This is a genomic window from Aquimonas sp., from assembly GCF_044377145.1.
Taxonomy (GTDB): Bacteria; Pseudomonadota; Gammaproteobacteria; order Xanthomonadales; family Xanthomonadaceae; genus Aquimonas.
In genome coordinates this window covers 17,331-42,904 of sequence record NZ_JBILJQ010000011.1, presented here as the reverse complement: position 1 = coordinate 42,904, position 25,574 = coordinate 17,331, and the positions used below count along the sequence as shown (strand labels likewise).

Annotated in this window: 23 protein-coding genes; 10 read left to right on the top strand and 13 right to left on the bottom strand. The window is 67.6% G+C overall.

What is annotated here, in order from left to right:
* Window positions 1-200 precede the first annotated feature (200 nt).
* From ACIQ7H_RS05505 to ACIQ7H_RS05480, 6 genes are all read right to left on the bottom strand, one after another.
* Window positions 201-1,427, bottom strand: a complete 1,227-nt coding sequence (locus ACIQ7H_RS05505) for an ABC transporter permease (RefSeq protein ID WP_395789209.1) — start codon at window positions 1,425-1,427, stop codon at window positions 201-203.
* A gap of 8 nt (window positions 1,428-1,435) precedes the next feature.
* Entirely contained in the window at window positions 1,436-2,746 is a 1,311-nt protein-coding gene (locus ACIQ7H_RS05500) for an ABC transporter permease (protein ID WP_395789207.1), read from the bottom strand.
* A gap of 14 nt (window positions 2,747-2,760) precedes the next feature.
* Window positions 2,761-3,462 (bottom strand): ABC transporter ATP-binding protein, encoded by a 702-nt coding sequence (locus ACIQ7H_RS05495; protein WP_395789205.1) that lies wholly within the window; start codon window positions 3,460-3,462, stop codon window positions 2,761-2,763.
* Between the two features lie 206 nt (window positions 3,463-3,668).
* Window positions 3,669-4,937, bottom strand: a complete 1,269-nt coding sequence (locus ACIQ7H_RS05490; protein WP_395789203.1) for an efflux RND transporter periplasmic adaptor subunit — start codon at window positions 4,935-4,937, stop codon at window positions 3,669-3,671.
* A gap of 145 nt (window positions 4,938-5,082) precedes the next feature.
* The gene (locus ACIQ7H_RS05485) at window positions 5,083-6,117 is read right to left on the bottom strand and encodes a FecR domain-containing protein (RefSeq protein WP_395789201.1); all 1,035 of its coding nucleotides are present in this window, start codon (window positions 6,115-6,117) and stop codon (window positions 5,083-5,085) included.
* Window positions 6,107-6,715, bottom strand: a complete 609-nt coding sequence (locus ACIQ7H_RS05480; protein WP_395789199.1) for an RNA polymerase sigma factor — start codon at window positions 6,713-6,715, stop codon at window positions 6,107-6,109. The genes ACIQ7H_RS05485 and ACIQ7H_RS05480 overlap by 11 nt, the downstream gene beginning before the upstream one ends.
* A gap of 281 nt (window positions 6,716-6,996) precedes the next feature.
* Here ACIQ7H_RS05480 and ACIQ7H_RS05475 point away from each other — a divergent pair, with 281 nt between their 5' ends.
* The 7 genes from ACIQ7H_RS05475 (at window position 6,997) to ACIQ7H_RS05445 (ending at window position 16,433) form a co-directional block, all read left to right on the top strand.
* The gene (locus ACIQ7H_RS05475; protein WP_395789197.1) at window positions 6,997-9,306 is read left to right on the top strand and encodes a TonB-dependent receptor domain-containing protein; all 2,310 of its coding nucleotides are present in this window, start codon (window positions 6,997-6,999) and stop codon (window positions 9,304-9,306) included.
* Window positions 9,307-9,416: 110 nt separating this feature from the next.
* The gene (locus ACIQ7H_RS05470; RefSeq protein WP_395789195.1) at window positions 9,417-10,655 is read left to right on the top strand and encodes a serine hydrolase domain-containing protein; all 1,239 of its coding nucleotides are present in this window, start codon (window positions 9,417-9,419) and stop codon (window positions 10,653-10,655) included.
* Window positions 10,652-10,879, top strand: a complete 228-nt coding sequence (locus ACIQ7H_RS05465) for a hypothetical protein (RefSeq protein WP_395789193.1) — start codon at window positions 10,652-10,654, stop codon at window positions 10,877-10,879. The genes ACIQ7H_RS05470 and ACIQ7H_RS05465 overlap by 4 nt, the downstream gene beginning before the upstream one ends.
* Window positions 10,880-11,379: 500 nt before the next feature.
* Window positions 11,380-14,454 (top strand): two-component regulator propeller domain-containing protein, encoded by a 3,075-nt coding sequence (locus ACIQ7H_RS05460; protein WP_395789191.1) that lies wholly within the window; start codon window positions 11,380-11,382, stop codon window positions 14,452-14,454.
* A 293-nt stretch (window positions 14,455-14,747) separates the two neighbouring features.
* Complete coding sequence (locus ACIQ7H_RS05455; protein WP_395789189.1) at window positions 14,748-15,452, top strand: TMEM175 family protein; 705 nt, start codon at window positions 14,748-14,750, stop codon at window positions 15,450-15,452.
* Window positions 15,449-16,024, top strand: a complete 576-nt coding sequence (locus ACIQ7H_RS05450) for a DUF1415 domain-containing protein (RefSeq protein WP_395789187.1) — start codon at window positions 15,449-15,451, stop codon at window positions 16,022-16,024. Before ACIQ7H_RS05455 ends, ACIQ7H_RS05450 begins: the two co-directional genes overlap by 4 nt.
* A gap of 115 nt (window positions 16,025-16,139) precedes the next feature.
* Window positions 16,140-16,433, top strand: coding sequence for a patatin-like phospholipase family protein (locus ACIQ7H_RS05445; RefSeq protein WP_395789185.1), 294 nt, complete (start codon window positions 16,140-16,142; stop codon window positions 16,431-16,433).
* Here ACIQ7H_RS05445 and ACIQ7H_RS05440 read toward each other — a convergent pair.
* The 4 genes from ACIQ7H_RS05440 to ACIQ7H_RS05425 form a co-directional block, all read right to left on the bottom strand.
* Entirely contained in the window at window positions 16,421-17,578 is a 1,158-nt protein-coding gene (locus ACIQ7H_RS05440) for a DUF481 domain-containing protein (RefSeq protein WP_395789182.1), read from the bottom strand. The two genes, ACIQ7H_RS05445 and ACIQ7H_RS05440, sit on opposite strands and share 13 nt — an antisense overlap.
* A 5-nt stretch (window positions 17,579-17,583) precedes the next feature.
* Window positions 17,584-19,251: a mechanosensitive ion channel family protein gene (locus ACIQ7H_RS05435; RefSeq protein ID WP_395789180.1), complete on the bottom strand. Its 1,668-nt coding sequence runs from the start codon at window positions 19,249-19,251 to the stop codon at window positions 17,584-17,586.
* Between the two features lie 163 nt (window positions 19,252-19,414).
* Window positions 19,415-19,873, bottom strand: coding sequence for a TfoX/Sxy family protein (locus tag ACIQ7H_RS05430; RefSeq protein ID WP_395789178.1), 459 nt, complete (start codon window positions 19,871-19,873; stop codon window positions 19,415-19,417).
* Entirely contained in the window at window positions 19,870-20,352 is a 483-nt protein-coding gene (locus ACIQ7H_RS05425) for a GAF domain-containing protein (protein ID WP_395789176.1), read from the bottom strand. Before ACIQ7H_RS05425 ends, ACIQ7H_RS05430 begins: the two co-directional genes overlap by 4 nt.
* A gap of 106 nt (window positions 20,353-20,458) precedes the next feature.
* Between ACIQ7H_RS05425 and bioD the strand changes: the two genes are divergently transcribed.
* Window positions 20,459-21,139, top strand: a complete 681-nt coding sequence (bioD, locus tag ACIQ7H_RS05420; RefSeq protein ID WP_395789174.1) for a dethiobiotin synthase — start codon at window positions 20,459-20,461, stop codon at window positions 21,137-21,139.
* Between the two features lie 33 nt (window positions 21,140-21,172).
* Here bioD and ACIQ7H_RS05415 read toward each other — a convergent pair whose 3' ends face one another.
* Genes ACIQ7H_RS05415 through ACIQ7H_RS05405 form a run of 3 tightly spaced genes read right to left on the bottom strand, consistent with a single transcriptional unit; the run spans window position 21,173 to window position 23,115 of the window.
* Window positions 21,173-21,316: a DUF3096 domain-containing protein gene (locus tag ACIQ7H_RS05415; protein ID WP_395789172.1), complete on the bottom strand. Its 144-nt coding sequence runs from the start codon at window positions 21,314-21,316 to the stop codon at window positions 21,173-21,175.
* 54 nt (window positions 21,317-21,370) lie between these two features.
* A complete protein-coding gene (locus tag ACIQ7H_RS05410) occupies window positions 21,371-22,189 on the bottom strand; it encodes an ABC transporter permease (protein ID WP_395789170.1) in 819 nt (272 codons plus the stop codon).
* Window positions 22,186-23,115, bottom strand: coding sequence for an ABC transporter ATP-binding protein (locus ACIQ7H_RS05405; RefSeq protein WP_395789168.1), 930 nt, complete (start codon window positions 23,113-23,115; stop codon window positions 22,186-22,188). The genes ACIQ7H_RS05410 and ACIQ7H_RS05405 overlap by 4 nt, the downstream gene beginning before the upstream one ends.
* 145 nt (window positions 23,116-23,260) lie before the next feature.
* On the opposite strand from ACIQ7H_RS05405, the gene ACIQ7H_RS05400 reads away from it, so the two are divergent.
* Together ACIQ7H_RS05400 and ACIQ7H_RS05395 are read left to right on the top strand one after the other, a co-directional pair.
* Window positions 23,261-24,052, top strand: coding sequence for a ferredoxin--NADP reductase (locus ACIQ7H_RS05400; RefSeq protein WP_395789166.1), 792 nt, complete (start codon window positions 23,261-23,263; stop codon window positions 24,050-24,052).
* 39 nt (window positions 24,053-24,091) lie between these two features.
* A complete protein-coding gene (locus tag ACIQ7H_RS05395; RefSeq protein WP_395789164.1) occupies window positions 24,092-25,573 on the top strand; it encodes an alpha/beta hydrolase in 1,482 nt (493 codons plus the stop codon).
* The last annotated feature ends 1 nt before the right edge of the window (window position 25,574 follow it).

The window sequence follows — 25,574 nt, the reverse complement described above, 5'->3', positions numbered from 1 at the left end:
CCGGGAGCCGGGATTCGGGAGTCGGGATTGGGGATTCGCAGAAGCGTGGTGCCGCGGGAGTCGAGATAGAGCGATCAGTTGAGGTGTTTCTCGTGGCCTTCATCGACGCGCCTACGGTAAGCACGCAGTGCGGCCAAACGAAGCACCACGAATCCCGAATCCCCAATCCCGCCCTCAGCACCGCCAGGTGCTGAGGGTCGTCAGCCGCTCCGCGTCGCCACCGCCGGCGGAATCCTCGATGCCCGCCAGGCCGGGCCATACGCCGCCAGCAGGCCCAGCGCCCACAGCGCGAGCATGCCGTAAGGCAGGTAGTGCAATGGCAGGCGTTCGACGCTGAGCTGGCTCACCAGCAGGCGATTCAGGCCGAGCGCAAGCGCGGTGCCGACGGCGATGCCGGCGCTGGTGACCATGAAGTTCTCGATCAGGAAGTAGCGCAGGATGTCGCGGCGACGGGCGCCGATCGCGCGCCGCACGCCAATCTGCTTGCGCCGCTGGTTGACCCACAGCGAGGCCATGCCGACGATGCCGGAGGCCGTGACCAGCAATAGCAGGCCCATCACCGTCAGCAGCATCGTCGCCAGCGACTGGTCGGCGCGGTAGCGCGTGGCGCGCGCCTCCAGCAGGCTGGTGGTGCCGAGGTGCACCCGATCATCACGCAGCGCAGTCAGCGCGTCCTCGACTTCGCGCATGACCTTGTCGAGCTCGCCGGGCTGGCTGCGCACGATGAAGCTGGCACCCGGGTCCAACTGGCGCAGCGGAACGATCATCGACAGCTCGGCGGCCACGCTGGTCTGCGCCCACGGCGACTGCATGCGCTCGACGATGCCCACCACCTCGAACTGCGAGGCATCTGCGCCATCACCCAGAAACGCCTTGCGGCCGACGAACTGGGTCTGGCCGGGAAACATCCGCTCCGCCAGCGCGCGGGTCAGGATCGCGTGTTTGGGCTGGATGTTCGCCAGCGAGGGCTCGATCACCTGCACCTCCTCGGGGGTGAAGTCGCGGCCCTCGATGATGTTGAGGCCAAGGGCATCGACCAGGCTCTCGGAGCTGAAGTAGAACGCCGTATAGCTGGTGATCGCAGCGGGGTCGTCGATGCGGTCGCTGATGCTCAGGTTCCAGCCCGACTGGTTCAGCGGCGCCATATTGGCGGTCGCCACTGCCGCCACGCCAGGCATCGCCCGCATCAGCGCCAGGTCGGCGTCCAGCATCGCGGGGACGTCGATGCCTTCGCGAAAGCCGTAATAGCGAATGTAGAAGGTGTTGGCTTCATCGGCGCCGGTGGGGCGCGCGGCGATGGTCAGCCGGTCCTGCACGATATAGAGCGCATTGCCGAGGATGGCCAGGGTCAATGCGACCTGGGCCGCGATCAGGAAGGCACCGGTCTTGGAGCGCAGCAGCGCGGAGAAAATGGGACGGATTTCCATGGCGGGCCTCACTGGGTTTTGAGCTGGATGGCGGGAACAACCTGACAGGCGCGCCAGGTTGGCAACAGGCCGGCCAGCACGGCGGCGCCGATGGCAGTGCCGACGGTGGCGAGCAGCATCATCGGGCTCATGTGCGCAACCGCGGCCACCTCAGCCGACTGCCGCGCCAGCAGCCACAGGCCGCCGAAGGTCAGGCCGAGGCCGATCACGCCGCCTGCGATGCCAACCACCGCGGCCTGCACCAGGTATTGCTGGAAGATCTGGCGGCGGGTTGCACCGAGCGCGCGACGCACACCGATCTCACCGGAGTTGGCGGTGAACTTGGCCAGCAGCAGGCCGACCGTATTGACCACGCAGACCAGCAGAAAGCCGGCCGCGAGCAAGGTCTGCAGGATGGTGTCGTCGCCGAGCACGTCCTGATCGTCCATCCATTCGCGCACATCAAGCAGGCGGGAACGCTCGCCCAGCGGCAGTCGCCCCAGCGCCTTCTGCGCTTCGATATGTCCGCCCAGCTTTTCGCGGTAGGCCGCGCGCTCCGCAGCCGACGCCAGCTCGACCCAGTACTGCATGAACACGCACTCGGAGTTCAACAAGCCGGTGTAACCCGGCTCGGGGCCGTCGCCGGAACAGTTGACCCTACCGTTGGGGCCCGATTCGTTGGCGATCGCGCTGCGCAGCGGGATGAAAACTTCATCGGTTTCCCGGAAGCGATTCGAGCCACCGACCAGCCAATAGAACTTGGGCAGCGGACGCCAAGGCGCCAGCACGCCGGTGATCAGGTATTCGCGATCAAACATGCGTAGGCGCTGGCCGGTCGGATCGGTGTTACCGAACAGGCGCTGGGCGAACTCCGACGACAGCACCGCCTCGGCCGCGCCGCGCGCGTCGGATTCGGCACTCCAACTGCTGCCGTGCTTGAACGGCACGTCGAACATGGCGAAGAAGTCGCCGCCCACAGCCATGCCGCCGATCAACAGATTGCCGTGCTCGTCGCCGGCTTCGGCAACGCCACCGACCGCATACATCGCGCTCTGGCGCAGGCCGTTCGCCGACTCCAGCAGCTCGCGCGCGTCCAGCCAGCTCACGTGCGGCTGCGGCTCATCGTTCTCTTCGCCTTCATCGGCGGGGGTGTTGTCGACCTGCACCACGAACAGGCGGTCGCTCTTGCCTGGGATCGGATCGCCCGACATCGCCCGCATCACGGTCAGGGTCGACATGCTGGTCGCCACACCCACCGCCAGCGTCAGCACCATCAGTGCGGTCAACACCGGATTGCGCCGCAGGCTGCGCAGGCCCAACTTCAGATAGTAGGAAAACATGCTGGTCTCCAGGCTCAGGCGTGAACGCTGCGTAGCGCGACATGGCCGTGGTCGAGGTCGCTGACCTGGCCATCGACGATGTGCACATTGCGCTGGGCGCGCGCGGCCAGCTCGGCATCGTGGGTCACCATCACGATGGTGGTGCCCTCGGTATTGATCTGCTCCAGCAGCTCCATCACCCCGCGCGCCATCTGCGAATCGAGGTTGCCGGTCGGCTCATCGGCCAGCAGCAGACGCGGCTGGCCGGCCAACGCGCGTGCGATGGCCACGCGCTGCTGCTGTCCGCCTGAAAGTTCGGCCGGGTAATGTTTCATCCGCGAGGCAAGACCGACTTTGCCCAGCGCCTCTTCGATCCGGCGCTTGCGCTCGGCAGCGTTGAAGCCGCGGTAGCGCAGCGGCACATCGACGTTGTCGAACAGGTTCAGATCGGCGATCAGGTTGAAGCCCTGGAAGATGAAGCCGATCTTCTGGTTGCGCAGCGTTGATCGCGCATCGTCGTTCAAGCCCTGCACCGGCGTACCGTCCAGCAGGTACTCACCGCCGGTAAATTCCTCCAGCAGGCCGGCGATGTTGAGGAAGGTGGTCTTGCCCGAGCCCGACGGCCCGGTCACCGCCACGAATTCGCCCTCGCGCACTTCGATGTCGATACCGCGCAGCGCGTGGGTTTCGATCATGTGGGTGCGATAGACCTTGCTGAGTTTGCGCATGGTGAGCATGGGGCTTTTCCTTGTTTGAGGAGGGCGCAGTGCGCCTTTTCTTGCGTCGGGATTCGGGATTCGGGATTGGGAATTCGTAGGAGCAGGTTGCTGCGAGATTTGAGTTGGCGGCTCTGGATGGGTGGTATTTGGAGCGACACCTGGGCAGTGGCGATGGACTTACTACGTTCGGCCCATCCCCAATCCCAACTCCCCAATCCCGGCTCCTAATGCACCTCCACCCGCTCCGCTTCCTCGAACAGGTCGGAGCCCGCGATGACCACGCGCTCGCCCGGCTGCAGGCCTTCGAGGATTTCGACGGCGGCGAGGCTGCTGGCGCCGAGGCGGATCGAGCGGCGCACCGCGATGTCGCCGTCCATCACCCAGACGCTGCGTCCGCCATGGTTCTCGATGAAGGCGCCGCGCTGCAGCATCAGCACATCGGGGCGCTCCTCGAACAGGATGCGGCCGGTCAGGCGCTGGTTCTGACGCAGGCCGGCCGGCTGGCCCTGCTCGAAGTCGGCGCGCACGCGAACCCGATTGGCGACCACTTCGGGCGAGATCGCGACCACCTTGGCCTGTGTCTCCACCGCGCCGAGGCGCACCGCCACCGTCATGCCGAGGCCGACTTCATCGGCATAGGTTTCGGGCACTTCCAGCTCGGCCTGCAGGCGCGACAGATCGACCACGGTCACCAGCGGCGCGTTGACGATCACCACCGCGCGGTCGACCACCGCCACCGTGCCGACCTGGCCGTCGATGGGTGCACGGATGTTCAACGCGTCGACCCGTCGCTCCAGCTCGCTGACCGCCAGCCGCTGCCGCTGCAGGGCCTGTTCGCGGGTGGCGAGGTCGAAGCCGACGCTGCGGCTCTCCAGATCGACCGAAGCATTGGCATGCTGACGACCGATCTCGGCGCTCTTGACCGCATCCTCGGCGCGCAGCAGATCGATCTGCGCCAGCGCGCCAAGCCGATGCGCGCGCTCGGTACGCTCGAAATCTCGCCGCCGCGCATTCAGTTCGATGTCGGCTTCGTCCAGGGTGCGCCGGGCCAGCAGGCGCTGCTTCTCGGCCTCGATGCGCTGACGGCCGACTTCCGCCTCCAGGCTGGCCAGAGTGGCCTGCTCGCGCGAGAGTTCGTTGGCGAGCTCGGGCGAATCGATCTGCACCAGCAGTTCGCCGGACTTCACCACCGCGCCGGGCTGCACCTTCAGGCTGACCGTACCGCCACTCGGCGCATAGAGAGTCGGGCTGACCGCCGCAACCACGCGGCCATCGACCGCGGCATCGCGCACCAAGGTGCCGCGGCTGACCTCGGCGAAGCGCAGGCGATCCATGCTGATGCTGCGTTCGGCCGAGAGCCAGCCCGCCACCACCCATGCCAACGCCAGCGCGGGCAGCGCGAGCAGGGCCGCGCGGCGCAGGGCGGGACGACGCCACAGCGGCGGTGCAGCGGAAGGGACAGCACGGTCTTGAGCAGCGGTGTCGCGAATCATGCGGCGTTCTCCGGGACGGACATCGAAGCCTTAGCAGACATCGTGCCAATACCTAAGCGCATGATTTTCAGGTTTTTTTGGGCTCCGCTACAGATGTCCAACCGGTCGGACGGACGTCCGCGCGGACACCCGCACGCGGGTGGCTTCAGCCGCAATCGCGACGATCCACGCACTCCACACTGATGCCGGCTGCGGTTTCGCGCATGGTCAGCCCAGACGCTGCCAGCAAGGCTTGCACCCGCAGCCGCGGCTCGGGCGCTTGGCTGACCCCCTCGATGCGCTGAGATAGCAGGCGATCCACCCCAGGCGCCAGCAGAAGCGCTTGCCCGGTTTCGTCGGCATACCACGCCAGCACCTCGGCCATCGCCGTTCCTGGCGGTGGAAAAGCAGCCGCCGCTAGAGTCCAAGCAAACTCAGCGTCCAGATCCTCGAGCTGGGTCCTCGCAATCACCCGACCGGCTGCGATCTGCAGGTGCTCGCGGGCCTGCACCGTGGCGCGATCCCGCCCCTCAGCCCAACTCACGCTGCCGCTGCGGACGGCGATCGCCAGCGCTGTGCCCTGAACGCTGACGCTGAATCGGGTGCCCTGGTTCTCGATCTGCGCATCACCAACGCGGAGAAGTACATGCTTTTCCGCGGGTGTTCGCGCGGCATCGGTGTCCAGATAGACACGGCCCTGCTCCAAGGCGAATGCGCCATCGTTCCGGAAACGCAGCTCCGAGCCACCCGACAGCCGGACTCGCAGCCCATCTGCACTCCGCAGGGACACGCTGGCCGAGGGCGCACTGTGGATCCGCTGGCCTGCGCGGATGCGCGTCCCGGCCTCAGCAATCTGCGGCTCATTTGCCTCGGAATCCACCACCAGTACCTCGCCGTGCAGGGCATCGACTGTGAATTGACGCGCGACGGCTGACGGTGCCAGCGGGCGCGACAAGATTCCTTCGAGCAGCGCGGCCGAGGTCACGCACAGGGCTACGGCAGCCGCCATGGCGAATCCGAGGCGACGGCTACGCTGCCGGCGCGCGCGCAGTTGGGCTTCGAAGGCTGCCTGCACGCGCAGCAGGACTCGGGCTCGCGCCTGTGCGTCGGGGTCGAGCCGGGGCTGCGCGCGACGCAGCTGCGCGAGCGCCACATCCGAGTACTCAGCGAGCGGATCGGGGTCTTTGCCCTCATTGCGCATCAGCAGCGCTCCATTCGATATCGGGCTCTGGACGGTGGAGCACGAACAGCGCGCGGAACTCCGCACGGGCCCGGCTCAACAGCCCTTCGACGGCCTTCTCGGTGCGACCGAGGCGCTCGGCAATCTCCTGCACGCTGAAACCCAGGACGTACTTGAGCTCGAGGCATTCGGCGTGGACCGGCAACAGCTGGTCCAGCACCGCGTGCACACCCGCGCTGAGCTCGGCTTCTGCCAGCGTCCGCATCGGTTCGTGCGGTGCCCCCGGTGACAACGAGGATGGCAGGTCACAGCCCGGCATTTCGGTGTCTTCGAGCGGAGGCTGCAGCCGCTGCAGTCGGCGATGCTCTCGTGCCAGTTCATTGCGCGCGATGGTGCACAGCCAGGTCAGCAGGCTCGCCTCACCGCGGTACTTCGGCAGCGCCTCCAGAGCAACCACCAACGCCGCCTGGGTCAGCTCTTCGGCCAGGATGCGGTCGGCGTCGCAGGTGCGCAGAAGAAAGCGATACAGCCGCGGAAAATAGAGATCGAAGAAGCACGCGAACGCGCTCGAATCGCCCTGGGCGACCGCTTTGGCCAGCTGCAGATCTTGCGGGTGCATTGCCATGGGAGTGCTTGAAGCTGAAGGGAAGACGTGTCGGCGCCGTCGATTCGGCGATGCGATAGGCACTGAGAGCAACCCAGGCGGGAAATCCCTCGTGAGGGATCTGGCACCGCCCCGACTCTATCCTCGGCCGACCCGCAGCGGTCGGTGCCTTTCCTCACTTCGAGCACATTGCCGCCATGAGCGTTTCCGACAGCAAATGCGCCGCCCACAAGACACGAACGCTTGCAGCATCGCAGCATCGCACTTCGCCACGATGCCGCACTTCGCGGGCCTGTGTGCTGGGCTTCTTGATCGCCCTGTGCGCCTTCGCGCTGGCGGCAACGGCGGCAGCGACCCAACCGCTCGCCCAGGCCGGCGAACGCGTCGCCGACGTGCTGCGTCGGCTCGGTCAGGCCCACGGTCTGCCGATCCTGTTCAGCAGTCGAATCGTGGACAACACAATGCGGGTGCACCGCACAACGGACGCCATGACCGCAGAGGCGGTGCTGACGCAGGTGTTGAGCGAACAGGGGCTCGTCTGCAACTGGATCGGCCGCGATTGCGTGGTCGTCTCGATCGAACCCTCGGAGGGCCTGCGCGTCGGCGCAGACTCTGCGCCACCGTCCGCGCCTGCGACTCCGCCCGTTCGACTGCCGGGGCTCGAGGTGCTGCCGGGCAGCTATCCTCTCGTCGCGGGGTCGGGCACCTACCTCGATCGTGACGAGATCACAGCCGTGCCGCATTTCTCGGATGACGTCTATCGCATGCTGAGATCTCTGCCCGGCGTGGCGGCAGCGGACTTCTCAGCCCCCCTGCATGTCCGCGGCGGCCGCACCGATGAACTGCTGGTGCTATTGGACGGCATGGAACTGCGACGTCCCTATCACTTGCCGAACCTGCAGAACCCGCTGACCGTGCTCGACCCCAACCTGATCGGAAGCATTGACTTCCATTCCGCCAGCTGGCCCGCGCGATTCGGCGGACGCAGCAGTGCGGTGATGGACATCGAGTCGCTGCAGCCCGAGGGCGCAGCCTCGCGCGCGCTCGGCATCAGCGGCTTTAACGCCTTCGCCAACCTCGGCTGGGCAGACACACAACAGCGTCGATCTTTGCTGACGGGCGTCCGGCCAGGCTATCTGAATCTGGCGCTCGATTTCGCCGAGCCTGAAGCGGCCATCGATGCCACCTACTTCGACACCTACAGCGTCTATCGACAGGCCGTGGGCGAAGACCACCAGCTGTCGGCACACCTGCTGCATGCGGAGAACGATGTCCGCATCGAAGGGGAGGATCGCCGCGATGCGAGCGATGCTCGCACCCGTAGCAGTGCGCTCTGGCTTCGCTGGACCGGCGACTACAACAACGGCTGGAACAGCTCCGTGCAGGCCAGCCATGAGGCCGATCGGTTGCGTCGCGAAGCGATCGAAGTCGATCTCGATGGCCGCAGTGGACAGGCGGATGAGGCCCGCCGGCTGCGCAGCTGGCAGCTGAAGGGCTGGGTCCGCCGCGAAGATGGGCGCGGAAGCTGGGAGTTCGGCGCCGACGCGCGCGATGAGCGAACCCGCTTTGACTATCGAAGCGTAGACGCCCGCTTCCGTCCGTTCGCCGAGCCCACCTTGCCGCCGCTCATTCGCAACATCGATTTGAGCTCCAGTCAGCGGCGCACCAGCCTGTGGGTCGAGCGCGAGCAGCAAATCGGCCAACGCTGGGCAGCTCGCGCTTCGCTTAGACACGAGGATCTTCAAGAGCCCGGCCAGCTTCCGCAACTCGATCTGATGCCGGCAGCAAGTCTCGGTCTGCAGCTGAGCGAACGCGCCAGCCTGGGCATGAGCCTGGGCTGGCACTGGCAAGGTCAGCGCAGCGACGAGATCAGCGTGCAGGACGGCCAACAGGGGCCATTCGAGCCGGAGATCGCGCGCCATCTGGCGCTTTCCTATCGCTACGCGTATGGCCCCTGGAGTTGGCGGGCCGAACTGTTCGACAAACGCTACCAAGACCCCCGCAGCTACTTCGAGAATCTGCTGAGCCCCTACGAGCTGCTGCCCGAGAACCAAGGCGACCGGGTGCGCGTCGAGCCCGAACGCGCCTTCGCTCGAGGCCTGGAGCTGGGCGTCTCAAAGACCCTCGCTGAAGGCCGCATCTACGCGAGCTATGTTTTCACGCGCGCAAGGGAGCGCATCGACAGCGCCTGGTTCGCGCGCAGCTGGGAGCAGCCACACGCGCTGCACATCGGTCTGGACCACGCACTGTTCGAAAACTGGCGTTTTGGGCTGAGCCTGCTGGCCCGCAGCGGCTGGGCATACACGCAGCCGCGTGTAGAAGGCCTGGACGCGAGCGGACGCCCGCAGCTCGCCTTCGGCCCCCGCAACAGCGCGCGCTATTCGCCCTACGTGAACGTATCCGCCCGGCTGGCACGCCTGTACCGACTCCAGGAATCGACCCTTGAGGTGTACTTCGAGGTCTTGAACCTGCTCAATCGCGACAACCCCTGCTGCATCGAACGGATCCTCGTGCAGGTCAACGCCGACGGCAACGCCGAGCTGCGCGAGGAGTCGCGGCAGGGACTGCCGCTGCTGCCATCGCTGGGGCTCACATGGCGCTTCTAGCCTTGCACGCGTCAGCACCACTCAACACCCGGAGGCGCGCGCTTGCTGAGCCTGCCGTGTCCGTACGGGCACCAGCACCACTACCACGGCTCTACCAACGAGGCTGTCTCATGCGCAAAGCACTGACCCGTTTCCCGAACTCGCTTCGGCTCGCTGCCGCATTGATGGCGCTGGTCGTGCTGTCACCTGCGTGGGCCCTCGATCCCTGCGAGGAGCAGGTTGAACAAGCGATCGAGGAACGACGTGCTCCACTGTCACCGGAGGACTTTCCAAGGCTTGCTCCTGAGTTCAGCGAGCGACCGATTCTGAAGGCCCAAGCCGATGCCATGGACGCGCTGGTGGAGGAGTTCATTCGCGTGACAGGCACGCCCGCCCTGGACGTCTTCCTGCTGCTCGAAGACGGCCGGGCCTGGTCTCGTCATGTCTCGTCCAGCGACGCGAGCGCCCCGCCAGAATCAGAACAGCCACTGTTCTACTGGGCCAGCGTCGGCAAGACCTGGGTGGCGCTGGTCGCGCTGCAGCTGGTCCAGGAAGGCAAGTTGACCCTCGATGCTCGTCTGGCCGACTGGGCACCGGAGTTTCCGGGAGCCGCTGAGATCCGCATCGAGGATCTGCTGCGACACACAAGCGGGCTGTACAGCTTCCAGGAAGACCCTGCGCTGCGCGCCCGCCCTGGCTACAAGCCGCCGGCCGAGCTGCTCGCGGTTGCCCGCGCGCGGCCGCTACTGTTCTGCCCCGGCTCACGCTGGGCGTACTCGAACACCGGCTATGTGCTTCTCGGTCAGATCATCGAGGCGGTCGAAGGTCGCCCGCTGGCTGCCGTGCTGGAGTCGCGCATCGCCGCTCCGCTGGGTCTACAGCACGTGCGCGCCCTGGGTCCGGACAGCCCGATCGAGGACCTCGTGCCGCCAGCACCGAAGGCGCCCGCCGGGGGCACGGCCGACGATCTACGAACACCGGGCGCAGCCGGTCCCATCGCCGCTTCTGCCGCGGACATGGCGCGCTTCTGGCTGGCCAGTTTCAGCGATGCACTGCTGACCCCCGCTATGCGCCGTCTGCGATTCGAGGGTCTGCGCCCCGGGCTCGGCCAGCATTTCGGATTGGGCGCGATGGTCTACGATTTGCCGGCAAGCCCGAACACGCCGCCCGACGTGTGGCTCGGACATTCCGGCGGCCTTCCGGGTGCCAAGGCGGTGGTTGCCTGGTCGACACGACAGCGCGCGGTGGCCGCGGTGGCACTGAGCGGCGATGCACCAGCGGAGGCACTGGCCAATCGCTTGCTTGCACTGCTCGAAATCGAACGCTCGCCGCGGGACGCGGAAACGACTGCAGCGGAGACCCATCGATGAGACCACTGCCCACGCTCACCTTCACGCTGGTCACGCTGGTCTCGCTCGCGGGCTGCACGAGTCAGCAGTGGTACAGCGCATCGCGCCCAGCGCTGCAGGAGCGCTGCCTGCGCCACACGATCGAAGCCCAGTATCGCGCCTGCATGGCCTCGGCTTCGCTCGACTACACGAGCTACCGGCGCCGCCAGACAAACGTCGACACCCCGACCAATCTGCGCGACTGACCGCGGCAACGCGCAGGCCATCAACACTCACACTGGGTTCGGCCGACTGAAAGTCCGCTACCGCCCATGCCAGCGCGAGCAGGGCGGCCGAGCGGCACAGGGCGGAGCGCAGACACAGCGGCAGCGCAGCGGAGGAAACGGCGCGGTCTTGGCCAGCGGTGTCACCCGTCATGATTAGCTCACGGACGTTCGATCAGAACGACTCACAGGTATCCCTGGAACACGTAAAATATTGATTTTATTAATTTATTGAGTTTTCTCCCGCGTCCATGCACGACTGCCAGACGGGCGGCGCAGCGGACAGATGAAGCGCCGGGACTGCGAGCAGCCGGCGCGACCCGCTAAAGTCCTGCTCCCCAACAGCGGCGCGCTCTTCAAGCCGCGCAGGATTGAGCACCGTGCAGCCGCCCGTCTACGTGCGCCTTGTCTCCCTACCGCGCAGCGATTGCAGACGCCTCTCGATACGAACGAGCGGCTGTTCTGCGCTCTGGCGGGTACTGGTGTTTGCGTGGGCGGTTGCAGTCTCCAGCACCGCGTTTGCGCAGCCATCGATCTCGCCTCCCGAGGCGACGCCGACCAAGCGACTCAGCCAGTTCGTGCTGGAAAGCTGGGGCGCCGATGCCGGCCTGCCGCAGAACTCGGTGAATGCGCTGGAACAGACCGATGACGGCTTTCTGTGGATCGGCACCTTCGAGGGCCTTGCGCGTTTTGATGGCCTGCGCATCCAGCCGGTCGAGCCGGCGCTGACACGAATCACCGGCAGCGCGGTGGTGCGCCTGTCACGCGCGCCCGACGACGCGCTGTGGGTAGCAACACTCGACCGCGGCATCACCCGGATTGCCGCCGACGGTATCCAGCACTGGGGCCTGGCCGAGGGCCTGCCCAGCGAAACCGCGGTCAGCGTGCACGCGCGCAGCGCCAGCGATGTCTGGGTCGGCACCACCTCGGGCGTGGCGCGGATCGTCGACGGCCGGGTCGAATCCGTGCCCGGCCTGCCGCCGGTGGCGATCCGCGATGTCGAGTTTGCCGCGGATGGCGCGGTGTGGGTGCTGACCCGCAGCGCCGGCCTGTTCCGAGTGGATGCGGTGGGCGCGCAGAGGATCGAGCTACCTGGCGACGCCACGCCGGTCGGCGCCGGGCTCGCCGTCGGTATCGACAACTCGGTCTGGATTGGCACTTCTCGCGGATTGCATCAGTACACGCCCAACGGGCGCTGGCTACGCCGGCTCGGGCGCGAGGATGGCCTCGCCAGCGATTTCATCAACAAGCTTGCGGCCGGCCGCGACGGCTCGCTGTGGCTGGGCTACGAGGGCGACGGCGTGCAGCGCCTGGACGGCGATTCACTGGATGGTGTGGGGGTCGCGGCCGGCCTGCCCAACGGTTTCATTTCGGCGCTGTTCGAGGATCGCCACGGCAACTTCTGGATCGGCACCAATTTTGGCCTGGCGCGGCTGCGCGACGGCCCCTTTCTCAATATCGGCCGGCGCGAAGGCCTGCCCGGCGAGTACGCGCGGGTGGTGATCGAAACCCCGGACGGCTCGATCTGGGTCGGCCTGGACGATGGCGGGCTGGCCCGCCTGCACGGTGGTGCCGTGGTCGAGACGCTGGGGCCGAAGCAGGGACTGCTCGGCAGCACCGTGCGTGCGCTCGCACTCGGACCCGACGGCAGCCTGTGGATCGCGGTGTATGGCTCGGGCCTGCAGCGGCGGCTGCCGGATGCAAGCCTGCAGACCTACGGTAGTGACGAAGGCCTGCCCAGCAATCTGATCCGTGCGCTGGCCACCGATCCCGACGGCAGCCTGTGGATAGGCACCGAAGACCGCGGCCTGGTGCGTCTACGCGAGGGTGAGTTCGAGCGCATCCGCTGGTCGGGCGGCCTGCCCCATCGCGATGCGCGCACCCTGCTGCGGCGGCGTGACGGCAGTCTCTTGATCGGCACCTACGGACACGGCCTTGGCGTGGTGCCGGTCGGCGCGGACCAGATCGAACCGCTGGACATCGACAAGCTCCACCCGCGTGTGCTGGCGCTGTTCGAGGACGCCGGGCAGCGGCTGTGGATCGGCGGCCAGGGCGGTCTGCAGATGTTGGAGAACGGCGTGCTGCGCGATCTATCCGGACTCGGGCTGAGCTTCGAGCGTGCGGTGTTCTTCATCGATATCGATGCCCGCGGCGACCTGTGGATGTCGGGCAATCTCGGCCTGACTCACCTGCCCGCGGACAGCATCGACCGGCTGCTGCGCGGGCTGCCGCCGCCCTACCCCAGCACCCTGTACGACCGCCTGGATGGCCTGCGCAGCAGCCAGCTGAACGGTGCCAGCCAGCCCGCCGGCTGGCGTGACCACGATGGCCACCTGTGGTTACCGAGCCCGCGCGGGGTGGCGATGATCGACAGTGAACGACTGCTGCGCAGCGATACCGAGCCGACCGTGGTGATCGAATCGGCCTGGGTCGATGGTCAGCCGGTGGACCTGCGCGCGAACTCCAACATCGTTCTGCCGAATGCCGGAGGCCGGGTCGAGCTGCGCTTCGGCGGCGTCAATGCCCTGCTGCCGCGGGCGCCCTTGTTCGAAACCCGGCTGCACGGCATCGACAGCGACTGGAGCGCACCCGACCCGCGCCAGAGCATCAGCTATGCGGCCTTGCCGCCGGGCGAGTACCGCTTCGAAGTGCGGGCCATCGGCCCGCGTGGTGCGCCCAGCCGCGGCAGCGCGACGGTCCAACTCAGCGTCCCGCCGGGACCGTGGCAGCGCCTGTGGGTGCAGGTGCTGGTCGCGCTGATCCTGCTGCTGAGCGTGGCTGGCCTGCTGCGCCTGCGCGAGCTGCGCCTGCGCCGCGCCAATCAGCGGCTGGAGGCCGAGATCGCCGCGCGCACGCACGAGCTGGTCGAAAAGAATCGCGCGCTGGAACAGGCGGTCTCGAAGGTGCAGCGATTGAGTCGCACCGACGCCCTGACCGGCCTGGCCAACCGGCGCTTTCTGCACGATGAGATCGATTCCGAAATCGCGCTGACCGCACGGCGCTGGCGCGAGATGGCTGAGCTGCCGCCCGAACAGCGCGAGTGCCTGCTGCTGGTGCTGGTCGATCTCGACCACTTCAAGCGGATCAATGATGTGTACGGTCACAGCGTCGGCGATCGCGTGCTGGTCGCCACCGCACAGACCCTGCGCGAGTGTCTGCGCGGCAGCGATCACGCGGTCCGCTGGGGCGGCGAGGAATTCCTGCTGATGCTGCGCCTGACCCGCCGCGGCGAGGCCACCCAGCACGCCGCACGCGTGCTGACCGCGCTGCGGCGGATGCGGATCACGCTGGAGAACGGCGGCAGCCTGCGCTTGACCGGCTCGGTCGGCATCGCCGCCTGGCCGGTCGGCACCACGATCGATCAGGAAGGCCGCTGGGAACACAGCCTGCAGCTGGCGGATGCGGCACTGTATCTGGCCAAGGCGCGCGGACGTGATCGCGGCTGCCTGCTGCAGCTGGACACCGCTCCGGCCAGCGACGCCGAGCTGATCGAGCTGCTGTCCGATCCCGAGCCTGCGATTCTCGCCGGCCGCCTGCGCGCCACGCCGATCCAGTAGCCATGCACAGCGAGACCAGCCACAGCGGCACCGAGAGAGCCGTGCCCACCGGCGCCAAGACCGAAACCTGATCCGGCGCACGGCCGACTTCGCATGGGTAGAGCGGGGTCAGCCGCACCGGCTCGCCGCCGTGCTCGCTGATGAAGCGGACCGTCGAGCGCATGCTGACCCGGTCGGCAGGCAGTTGGGCCGTCGCTACCACACCGCTCGGACGTCCGCGCGGATACGGCGCCCCGAGCGATCGGCCACCGGGCTGCTAGAGTCCGCGCCCGGCCGATGTGCGAGTTCGCCCCATGCCTCCCTTCAAGGAACGCGGCACCCAGGTGACCCGCGGCGAAGCCTTCGTCGATGCAGCCTTCGCGTTTGCCATCACCCTGATGGCGGTGGCTGGCGAATCGATCCCGGACAGCGTCGAGTCGCTGAGCAATGCGATGAAGGGTATTCCGGCCTTCGCCCTGGCCTTCGCGCTGATCCTGCGGTTCTGGGCGTCGCATGCGGACTGGAGTCGCGCCTACGGGCTGGACGATGCCGGATCGGTGCGCTTGAGTCTGCTGCTGGTGATGCTGCTGCTGGTCTTCGTCTACCCGGTGCGGATGGTGTTCGCCGCCCTGTTCAACTCGCTCAGCGGTGGCTGGTTGCCGGCGGGCTTCACCATCACCGAGCTGTCGGATCTGCCGGTGCTGTTCATCACCTTCGCGGTGGCGTTCGGCTCGATGGGTGCGGTGATGTGGGGCCTGTATCTGCGCGCCTGGCGGTTCCGCGAGCGGCTTCAGCTCGATGCCCGCGAGCGTCTGTGGACGCGCCTCTGCCTGTGGAACTGGGGCCTGGTGCCGGTAGTGGCGATGGTGTCGATCACCCTCGCGCTCACCATTCCCGCCACGCGCGAATCGGGCTGGCTGCTGGGCCTGCCGGGCTTCGTGTTCTTCGTGCTGCACTTGAGCGAGCTGATCCTGCGACGCCGGCTGGGCAAACAACTGAAGGCGCTGGAGGCCCAATGAGCGCGGTGAACCCGCACCGCCGCGCGCACACGCCCGGCGACCCGGCACTGGCGCGGTGCCAGGCCTGGCTGGAGCGCGCGGTGATCGGTCTGAACCTCTGCCCGTACGCGCGCGCGCCGCATGTCGGCGGACGCATCCGCTGGGTGCTGAGCGAAGCCGCCAACAGCGATGCGCTGGTCGAGGAGCTGCTGCGCGAGCTGGAGCACCTGCGCCAGCACGACACCGCCGAGGTCGAGACCACCCTGCTGGTCATTCCCCGCCTGCTCGCCGACTTCGAGGACTATCTCGATTTGCTGCATGCGGCCGAGGCGCTGCTGCAGGCGCTGGGCTATGCCGGCGAGTTCCAGCTGGCGAGCTTCCACCCGGACTACCGCTTCGAGGGCGCCGACGCCGACGCGGTCGAGAACTGCAGCAACCGCTCGCCCCTGCCGATGCTGCATGTGCTGCGCGAGGACAGCATCAGCCGCATCGTCGACGCGGGTGCCGATGTCGAAGCGATCCCCGAGCGCAACCAGCAGCGCCTGCGCGAGCTGGGGCACGAGGGTTGGCGGCGGCTGTTCGACGCGGATTGATCTGCGCGGCATGGTCTGCGCGAGTCACGATCGAATCCGCTGGTGCGCGGGCCCAAAGTCCTCCGCACTCCCTGCTCGGCCGCAGGCGCCTGCGCATGCTGTGCGGCAGCTCCGAGTGGAATCGCCCCATGCACCGCCTTTCCTCGCCCGACGTGCGCCGCGCCCAGTCGCGCCTGCTGATGCGGCTGCGTCGGCAAACGCCGGACGTGGCCGCCATCGACGACCTCAGCCGGCTGCCCCGCCCTTCGACGCGGTCGCCGCCGATACCGTCAACGGCGAGCGCGCGGCAACGCGCGGCGGCGACCTCGCGCTGGCGAAGCGCGCGAGCATGGCTGTGCCCGGCGTGTTCGCACCGATTCGTGTCGACGGTCGGCTGGTGGTCGACGGCGGCCCGGCTCAGAACCGGTAGCGCAGAAACAGTTCGACGTCGTCTTCGTCGGCGCGATTGAGCGAGGCGGTGTTGCGGTTGATCTCGCGACGCAGGCCCAGCCCGGTCGTGCGGCTGAGATCGAACAGCAGCTCGGCGTTGAGATCGAGGCCGTCGCTGCCGTCCGGCCAGCGCGCAAGGCGCGCGTCCGCGCTCAAGGACAGCCGCGGCAGCGGTCGCCAGTGAGCCTGGGCAAAGGCCGCCGGGCCATCCGCGTACACGCTTGCGCCAAGGTCGAGCAGGCTGAGACGCAGGCGATACCACTGCGCCGCCAGGCGCAGTTCCAACGACGGATGCGGCCGCCAGCGCGGTCCGACGCCGCTGGCCACCTGGGTCAGCAGATAGTCCAGGCTGTAGCTCTCGATGTTGACGCGGTCGCGCTCCAGCTGCAGCTCGGTCTGGACGAACCAGTGCTGACCGAAATCCGCGTTCCAGCTCAGGCTGCCGAGCTGCTGGTTCTTGCGCAGCGCACCGTCGCGTCGACGCTGCTGATGCTCCAGCTCGAGTTCGATGCGATGCGGCCCGCCCTGCCAGTGCGCCTTGCCGCGCAGGTGCAGCTCGGAATCGGACCGGTTGCCGGCGCGATCGCGATCCCAGGCGCCGTCGATGCGCAGGCCGTCGGGCTGCAGCCGGTCGCGCAGGGCGTGCCAACGCGCCAGCGGATCGATGCGCTGCACCGGTGCGGCGGCATCCACGGCGCTGTTCGACCCTGCGCTGTGCACAGGCGCGGGCGCCTTTGCCGCTGCATCGCAGCCCTGCGCCAACAGCTGCGGCGTCTGCGCCTCGTCCACGCTGAGGCTGAAGCCGGTGGCGCAGCCCAACTGCGCCGCGCGCTCGGCCGATTCGCGCAGGGCATCCAGATGCGCGGCCAGCGCGTCCGCCACGATCGGGGCACCGTCGACGTCCTGGCAGCCATGGTGCGGACGACGCACGCCCACCCGATAGTGGGGCTCGCGCAGCGCCGCGGCGCGCAGGCGCCCGGCGCCGTCGCGCTCGGGCGCGATGCGCAAGCACAGCGCACCGTCTTCGATCCAGTCGCCGCCGCCCGCCGCGTCCTTGCCAGCGGCAGGCGCCGCCGCCAGCACCGCCAACAGCCCGCCGAAGGCCGCGGCAACCCGCGCCTGCATCGCTCTCAGCGCCCTTCGCCGGGTGCCGGCGCGGCGTGCCACTGCTCGCGCGCCACCCACTTGGCCTGGGCAGGGTCACCCTCGTAGTGCGGCGACATGATCTGCACGCCGTGGCTATTGAAGGCATCGAGGATGGCGGCGTGCAGCTGGCTCAGCACCTGCGCGCGCGGCAGCGCGCCGCCGCCCTCAACCTGGGCCACCAGGCGGTACTCGACGTAGAAGTCGGACAGCGCGGTCTGGATGACGTAGGGCGCCGGCTCGCGCAGCAGCGCGGGCACCTCGGCGGCCGCCGACTGCAGCAGGGCATGCACCTGCCGCCAGGGCGTGTCGTAGCCGATGGTGACGCCGGTCTCCAGCACCGAGCCGCCGGCGCTGGCCGCATGCCGCGAGAGGTTGCGCGTCACCTGGCCGATCACCAGCGAGTTCGGCAAGGCGATCTCCTCGCCCTTGCCGTTCTTGAGCCGGGTCAGGCACAGGCCGATTTCGGTGACCGTGCCCTCGTGCTCCTGGATGCGCACGTATTCGCCCACCAGCAGGGCGCGGGTGAACACCAGGATCAGGCCCGCCGCGACCTGCCCAACCAGACCGGAGGCGCCAATCGACACCATCAGGCCGAGCAGGACCGACAGGCCCTTGAAGGCTTCGGTCTGTGAGCCAGGCAGGTAGGGATAGGCCATCGCCAGGGCGAACAGCCAGATGCCGAGGTTGATCAGCCCGCGCGTGGCGGGCGCGGTGTGCGCGTCGAGCGCGCCGAGCTGCACGCTGCCTTCGTTGATGCGGTCGAACAGGCTGCGCGTCACCTGGGTCAGCAGGCGCGCCAGCAGAAAGATCATCAGCGCCACGAACAGCCCCGGCAGCGCCGCCGCGCTGGCCGTTGCGGCCTGGCCCAGCGAGCCCAGCAGGGAGTCGAGCAGACGCTCCGCGGCCGGACGGGTCAGCGCGAACAGGCCCAGCGCGTAGACGAGAAAGGCCACCAGCACGGCCAGCGCGAGCAGCCAGACCAGCACCACGCTGACCCGCACCACCAGGGTGACCAGCAGGCTGTGCAGATGCGGCCGCACCGCGCCTGGCAGCAACTGCTGCATCTGTTGCGACAGGCGCGCGCTGAGTCGCCGCTGCAGCACGCGCGACAGCTTCAGCAGCACGACCAGAGCCAGCGTGAGCAGCAGCAAGGCGATCGCAAGCTTGCCCAGCGCCAGCAGATTCAGGCGCGGATCGCGATGCTCACGGTGCTCTGCCCAGACCTGCTGCAGCACGCGCGCCGAACGGTTCGCCAGGGCATGCGGAGTTTCGCCGCGGTCGCTGCGCGCATCCCCGGGCAGAACAACGAACAGACTGGTTTCGTCGAGTTGCACCGCCACGCCTTCGGCCAGCGGCAGCACCGAGGTCCAGCCGGCCCCGCCTTTCTCCAGAGCTTCGCGGACGTGCCGCTCGGCAAGCTCAGCGCGCTCTTCCGCCGACAGCGCCCCCAGCGGTGCGCGGAACACATGCAGCTGACGTCCACCGACGACCAGTTCAACGCCCTCCCCGGCCACCGACGAGGGCTCAGCGGCCGCCGCAGCCCACAGGGGCGGCGCCGCGAGCGCGAGCGCGAGCGCGAGCGGGACCAGTAGGCGCGCGCGCCCGCGCAGCCTCAGCGCGAAGCCGGGCAACACCGTTCGCCAGTTCGACATACGACCCCCACGGCGCGCCGCGCGCCACTGCGCCTCAGTATGCCCGCAGGGTGTGAGCGGACGCTTGGGGTTCGCGCTCCCTGCAGGTCAGCACCCGCGTGCCGATTGGGCACAGGACGTATCGGCACGGCGCCATCGCCGTCGTGCCGGAGGAAGCCCGCTGTCAGTCGCTGCCGTGGCCGCTGCCGTGGCCGCCGTCATGGCCACCGCCACTGTCGCCGCCGTCATTGCCGCCGTAGGGATCATCCAAGCCAAAGCTCAGCTCAGGGCCGACTCCGTCGGCATCGCCCTCGCGGTTCATCGCCGGGCCTTCGCTGTAGGTGATCGGGCCGCCCGGGCGCTTCTTCTTCGGATCCGGCAGCAGCGCGCTCAAGGCCTCGACCTCGGCCGACATTACCGCGCGGCGTTCTTCGGGGACCTGCTGCCAGTGGCAGCCCAGCAGTGCGCCTTCCAGTGAGTACAGCAGATTCAAGCTCGGCCGGAAGCCGGCGCGCTTGACCTTCATGAAGGCGCCAACCGCGCCATGAGTGACCAGGTCTTCGGGTGTGCGGATGCCGACCTGGCGCAGCCAGGCGGCGGACTTCGGCCCGACATTGCGCAGGCGATCACCGGGGCTGCTCATGCCAACGACTCCACGAAAACCTGCGCCAAGGCTTCCAGACCGCGCACGTCATCAGCATCGAATCGCGCCAGCGCGGGGCTGTCGATGTCGAACACGCCGATCAACTGCTCGCCGCGGAACAGCGGCACAACTACTTCGGAACGCGAGGCCGCGTCGCAGGGGATATGGCCCGGAAACGCCTCGACGTCGTCGACCCGCTGGGTCTGCCGGCTGACCGCCGCGGTGCCGCACACGCCGCGCCCGAGCGCGATCCGCACACAGGCAGGCTTGCCCTGGAACGGCCCAACTACCAGTTCCTTACCGTCGAAGAAATAGAAGCCAAGCCAGTTCACATCGGGCAGCGCGTGATAGGCCAGCGCCGACAGGTTCGCTGCGTTGGCGATGCGATCTGGCTCACCAGCCAACAGACCTCGGGCCTGCTGCACAAGCTCGGAATACTGTTCCGGTTTGGAACCGGTCAGGGCGGCGGCTACGAACATGGTTCCAACCTCGCGTGGACAGCGCCCGAGTGTAGCAGCCGCCTTGCTTGGCGCGAATCGCAGGGGCAACGGTATGCTTGCGCGAAACTCCAACGAGCATCCTGCGATGCAGTTCAGCTGTTATGTCACCGGCACCGATACCGGCGCCGGCAAAACCCACGCCTCGATCGCCCTGCTGCATGGACTGCAGCGGCTAGGACGGCGTGCCGTCGGCATGAAACCGGTGGCGAGTGGCGCGCGCGAGAACCGCCACGGCTGGAGCAACGAGGATGCCGTCGGTCTGCTGCAGGCCAGCGCTTTCCAGCCGGACTACGCCCTGGTCAACCCGGTCTGTCTGAAGGATGCCACCGCGCCGGAAATTGCCGCTGCGCACGAAAGCCGACAGTTCGGGCTTGCCGAGCTCGAAACCGCGTTCAGCGCGCTGCGCGCGCAGGCTGATGATGTCGTGGTCGAGGGCGTCGGTGGATGGTGTGCTCCGCTGAGCGATCGCTTGATGCAGGCGGATCTGGTACGCGCGCTCGAACTGCCGGTGGTGCTGGTGGTCGGCATGCGGCTGGGCTGCATCAATCATGCGCTGATGACTCTGGCCGCCCTGCAGGCCGACGGTATGCGGATCGCCGGCTGGATCGCCAATTCCGTCGATCCGGAGCTGGAATTCGCCGACGAGTACTTCGCCTGTCTGCACCGCCGAATGCCGGTGCCCTGCCTGGCGCAGCTCGCCTGGCGCAGCCCTGCTGCGCTGGCGCAGATCGATCTCGGTCCGCTGGGAAAGTCCAACCTGCGCTAGCCCGCGCGCAGATCAGACCGCCGCGGCGCTGACTCAGAATCGCAGGTGAGGCAGCAGGCCCAGCACGCCGACAATGATCAGATAGATCGCCACGATGAAGGCCAGCAGCTTGGGCCGCACCAGGATCAGGATGCCAGCCAGGAGTGCGATCAGCGGTTGAAGAGGGATGCCGCCCATGGGATATCTCCGAAACGAGGATGACCATCGAGCTTACGCGGTTTGCGGTCGCGCCTAACTGCGCAGCCCTACGCCCTTGCGCAGCAGGTGCAAGGACAGCCAGACCAGAGCCACGGTGAATCCGAGCATTACCGCATACGACACGCCGAGGTGGATCCCGCTGCTGCCGAGCAGACCGTGGCGGAAGGCGCTGACCATGTACACGATCGGGTTGGCCAGGGTCAGGGTCTGGGCGAACGGCGGCAGGGCCTCGACCGCGTAGAACACTCCGCCGAGATAGGTCAGCGGGGTCAGCACGAAGGTCGGGATGATCGCGATATCGTCGAATTTCTTGGCGTACACCGCATTGACGAATCCCGCCAGCGAGAACACCACCGCCGCCAGCAGGACGCTGGAAAGCGTGACCAGCGGATGCGGGATCGAAACCTTGGTGAACAGCATCGCGATGGCAAGCACGATCGCACCCACCATCAGCCCGCGCAGCACGCCGCCGGCCACGTAGCCGCCGAGGATCACCCAATTCGGCATCGGGCTGACCAGCAGCTCCTCGACATGGCGACCGAACCTGGCGCCGAAGAAGCTTGAGGAAATATTGCCGTAGGCGTTCTGGATCACGCTCATCATCACCAGCCCCGGGACGATGAACTCCATGTAGCTGAAGCCGCCCATCTGGCCGATCCGGCTGCCGATCAGGTTGCCGAAGATCAGGAAGTACAGGGTCATGGTGATCGCGGGCGGCACCAGGGTCTGGCCCCAGATGCGCAGGATGCGGTGAACCTCGCGGCGCACGATCGTGCCGAGCGCGATCAGGTTGGCCTGCATGGGGGTCTGCGCTGTCGCAGCGGGAGTGGCGATCGGCGTCGGCGTGCTCATGCGGCCTCCTGCCCGGTCAGACGGACGAAGAGTTCTTCCAGGCGGTTGGCGCGATTGCGCATGCTGCGTACCTTTATTCCCGCAATGCTGAGTGCGGCGAACACCGCATTGAGATCGGCTGCGCGAGGGGTTTCGAGCTGCAACGTGTTCTCGTCGCTCTGCTCGAACTTCACGCCCTCCATCACCGGCAGGCTGCCGTGGAAGGGTTCGGCGAGATCCAGCACGAAGCCTTCGACATCGAGCTTGGCCAGCAGCGCGCGCATGCTGGTGTTCTCGACGATGCGACCGCGATCAATGATCGCGATGTTGCGGCAGAGGTTCTCGGCCTCTTCCAGATAGTGCGTGGTCAGAATGACCGTGGTGCCGCGGGCGTTGACCTCCTTCAGGGTCTTCCACATGCCGCGGCGGATCTCGATATCGACGCCGGCGGTGGGCTCATCGAGGATCAACAGGCGCGGCCGGGTGATCATCGCGCGGGCGATCATCAGCCGACGCTTCATGCCGCCGGACAAGGTCCGCGACATCACGTGCGCTTTTTCCCAGAGCTGGGCGGCGCGCAGCTCTGCCTCGGCGCGCTCGGCGGCTTCGGCACGCGGCACGCCGTAGAAGCCGGCGTAGTTGACGCAGATGTCGAAGGGCTGTTCGAACATGTTGAAGTTGATCTCCTGCGGCACCAGCCCCACCTGGCGCATGGCCAGGGAGCGGTCCTTCAGCAGATCGACTCCGCAGACCCGCACGCTGCCCGCACTGGGATTCACCAGCGAGCTGACGATGCCGATCAGGGTTGATTTGCCGGCGCCATTGGGGCCGAGCAGGGCGAAGAAGTCGCCCTCCTGCACGGCCAGCGAAACACCTTTGAGGGCTTCGACGCCGTTGGAATAGGTCTTGCGCAGATCGTGAACTTCGAGCGCGGCGGGCGCGGTCATACAGGCACGGCCTTCAAGGGCTGATCGGCCCTTATTGAAATGAGGGGAGGTGTCGCAGAGGCCACGCGGTATCGCGCCGTCGGGCCTTTCGCGAGCGCCGGCTAATATACACCCCCGCTCCGCGCCACCCGAGGCCAACTCCACCGTGTTTGCGCCCCCACCGACCTTTCCGTTGCGCCTGCTCGACAGCCACTGGCTCACCCCCGGCGTTCGCCATTTCGTGTTCGAGCGCAGCGACGGCAGCCCGCTCGTGTTTCTGCCGGGCCAGTTCCTGCGCGTGCAAGTGGCCGGCACCGACACCCCCGTGTTCCGCAGTTACTCGATCGCCAACCCGAACGACCTCGGCCGCAGCGATGCGCAGCGGATCGAGCTGGTGATCAGCATGGTCGAAGGTGGCCTCGGCAGCGCACGCATGACGGCGCTCGGGCACGGCGAAGAAATACCGGTGACCGCGCCCAACGGCCGCTTCTGTCTCCTGCCGGACGACGCGGCGCGACGCTACCTGCTGCTCGGCACCGGCACCGGCGTGGCGCCGTATCGCGGCATGCTGCCGCAGCTGGAAGCGGCCGCCGCGAATGGCGTGTCGACCGTGCTGCTGCTGGGCGCGCGCACGCCGGAGGATCAACTGTTCGCCGACGAATTCCGTGCGGCGGCGGCGCGCATTCCGAACTTCGAGCTGCGTTTCTGCCACTCGCGCCGATTGCCCGAAGACCCCGGCCCGCAGGACGTCAACGCCTACGTGCAGGATGCGCTGGCGGGATTCGAGATCGACCCCGAAGGCGATCTCGCCTATCTGTGCGGCAACCCGAACATGGTCGACGCGGGCTTCGAGCGACTGAAGGCCGCTGGACTGCATCTGAAGCGAATCCGCCGCGAGAAGTACGTCACCCCGAGCCTGCCCGGCGCGGTCACACCCGCCAAACCGGCCAGTCTGTAGCCGCACTCGGGGTCGCCAACGGCCCCCCAGGGAGAGTCCATGCAACGTCTTTTGATCTGTATCGCTGCGTCCGCCGGCCTGGCGCTGGCGGCACCCGCCGAAGCCCAGCGTCGCCTCGGCACGCTCAACTTCGAGCCCTGCGTGCTCAGCGCACCGCTGTCGGTGCTCAATGTGGAAGCGCAGTGCACGCGCTTCGAAGTGCCCGAGAACCCGGCCGAGCCCGCCGGCCGCAAGATCGAACTGGCAATCGCCTGGGTGCCGACCGAGAACTCCGCCGGAGCCGACGATCCACTGTTCATGATCGCCGGTGGCCCGGGCCAGTCAGCGCTGGAGAGCTATCCCGGCCTGCACGGCGCGTTTCGCGAGATCCGCAAGAACCGCCACGTGATCCTGGTCGACCAGCGCGGCACCGGCGATTCCAACCGCCTGGTCTGTAAGGACGCCGAGGGCGATTCCGCCCTGATGGAGACCGAGTCCGACATCGATCCGGCGCAGTGGCGACAGTTCGCCGAGCGCTGCCGCGATGAGCTCAAGGACAGCGCCGATCTGCGCTACTACAGCACCACCGAGGCGATCGCCGATCTCGACGCCGTGCGGCAGGCGATTGGCGTGCAGCAGATCAATCTGCTCGGGGTCAGCTACGGCACCCGCGTCGCCCAGCAGTACATGCGCCGCTACCCGCAGCACACCCGCAGCGTGGTGCTCGACAGCGTGGTACCGAACACCCTGGCCTTGGGGTCGGAGCACGCGCGCAATCTGGAGGACGCGCTCGACCTGCACTTCGGCCAGTGCACCGACAGCGCCACCTGCAACGAGCGTTTCGGCAGCCCGCGCGAGAGCCTGAACGCGCTGCTGGCCGAACTTCGCGCGAACCCGCGGCCGGTGCGCTTTCGAGACCCGGTCAGCGGTGAGGAACTTGAAAAGGACCTCACCGTCGGCCACGTCGCCACCGTCGCGCGGATGTACTCCTATGCGCCGGCCGTGGCGGCAATGCTGCCGCTGTCCCTGCACGAGGCCGCACAGGGCCGCGCCAGCGCGTTGATGGCGCAGGCCGAGATGATCACCGGCTCGCTGTCGGAGCAGATCATGCACGGCATGCAGCTGTCGGTGATCTGCACCGAAGACGCCCACCGGATGCGCCCCGACCCGATCGACGCCACCCGCTTGCTCGGCGAGATGATGGTCAAATTCACCCTCGAACAGTGCGCCGTCTGGCCCAAGGGCACGGCTCCCGCCGACTTCAACGCGCCGGTGGAAAGCGCCATCCCGACCCTGCTGCTGTCGGGCGAGTTCGACCCGGTGACCCCGCCGCGCTACGGCGATGAAGTGGCGAAGACCCTTTCCAACAGCCGTCATCTGATCCTGCGCGGACAGGGCCACAGCCTGGCCGCGGTCGGCTGCATGCCGCGCCTGCTGGGAGAGTTCATCGAAACCAATAAGCCCGCCGAGTTGAAGGCCGAATGCCTCGACACTCTGAAGCCCAATCCACCGTTTGCCGGCTTCTACGGCTGGGAGCCCTGAG

What these genes read in the sequence shown, in the direction of transcription:
- ACIQ7H_RS05430 (WP_395789178.1), bottom strand. Translation starts at nt 19,873, where the DNA reads ATGAGCAGCCCCGGTGATCGCCTGCGCAATGTCGGGCCGAAGTCCGCC.
- ACIQ7H_RS05480 (WP_395789199.1), bottom strand. Translation starts at nt 6,715, where the DNA reads ATGCACCCGCAAGATCTGCAGCTGGCCAAAGCGGTCGCCCAGGGCGAT.
- ACIQ7H_RS05435 (WP_395789180.1), bottom strand. Translation starts at nt 19,251, where the DNA reads ATGTCGAACTGGCGAACGGTGTTGCCCGGCTTCGCGCTGAGGCTGCGC.
- ACIQ7H_RS05490 (WP_395789203.1), bottom strand. Translation starts at nt 4,937, where the DNA reads ATGATTCGCGACACCGCTGCTCAAGACCGTGCTGTCCCTTCCGCTGCA.
- ACIQ7H_RS05395 (WP_395789164.1), top strand. Translation starts at nt 24,092, where the DNA reads ATGCAACGTCTTTTGATCTGTATCGCTGCGTCCGCCGGCCTGGCGCTG.
- ACIQ7H_RS05505 (WP_395789209.1), bottom strand. Translation starts at nt 1,427, where the DNA reads ATGGAAATCCGTCCCATTTTCTCCGCGCTGCTGCGCTCCAAGACCGGT.
- ACIQ7H_RS05500 (WP_395789207.1), bottom strand. Translation starts at nt 2,746, where the DNA reads ATGTTTTCCTACTATCTGAAGTTGGGCCTGCGCAGCCTGCGGCGCAAT.
- ACIQ7H_RS05450 (WP_395789187.1), top strand. Translation starts at nt 15,449, where the DNA reads ATGAGCGCGGTGAACCCGCACCGCCGCGCGCACACGCCCGGCGACCCG.
- ACIQ7H_RS05405 (WP_395789168.1), bottom strand. Translation starts at nt 23,115, where the DNA reads ATGACCGCGCCCGCCGCGCTCGAAGTTCACGATCTGCGCAAGACCTAT.
- ACIQ7H_RS05495 (WP_395789205.1), bottom strand. Translation starts at nt 3,462, where the DNA reads ATGCTCACCATGCGCAAACTCAGCAAGGTCTATCGCACCCACATGATC.
- ACIQ7H_RS05470 (WP_395789195.1), top strand. Translation starts at nt 9,417, where the DNA reads ATGCGCAAAGCACTGACCCGTTTCCCGAACTCGCTTCGGCTCGCTGCC.
- ACIQ7H_RS05415 (WP_395789172.1), bottom strand. Translation starts at nt 21,316, where the DNA reads ATGGGCGGCATCCCTCTTCAACCGCTGATCGCACTCCTGGCTGGCATC.
- ACIQ7H_RS05410 (WP_395789170.1), bottom strand. Translation starts at nt 22,189, where the DNA reads ATGAGCACGCCGACGCCGATCGCCACTCCCGCTGCGACAGCGCAGACC.
- ACIQ7H_RS05455 (WP_395789189.1), top strand. Translation starts at nt 14,748, where the DNA reads ATGCCTCCCTTCAAGGAACGCGGCACCCAGGTGACCCGCGGCGAAGCC.
- bioD (WP_395789174.1), top strand. Translation starts at nt 20,459, where the DNA reads ATGCAGTTCAGCTGTTATGTCACCGGCACCGATACCGGCGCCGGCAAA.
- ACIQ7H_RS05465 (WP_395789193.1), top strand. Translation starts at nt 10,652, where the DNA reads ATGAGACCACTGCCCACGCTCACCTTCACGCTGGTCACGCTGGTCTCG.
- ACIQ7H_RS05425 (WP_395789176.1), bottom strand. Translation starts at nt 20,352, where the DNA reads ATGTTCGTAGCCGCCGCCCTGACCGGTTCCAAACCGGAACAGTATTCC.
- ACIQ7H_RS05440 (WP_395789182.1), bottom strand. Translation starts at nt 17,578, where the DNA reads ATGCAGGCGCGGGTTGCCGCGGCCTTCGGCGGGCTGTTGGCGGTGCTG.
- ACIQ7H_RS05485 (WP_395789201.1), bottom strand. Translation starts at nt 6,117, where the DNA reads ATGCGCAATGAGGGCAAAGACCCCGATCCGCTCGCTGAGTACTCGGAT.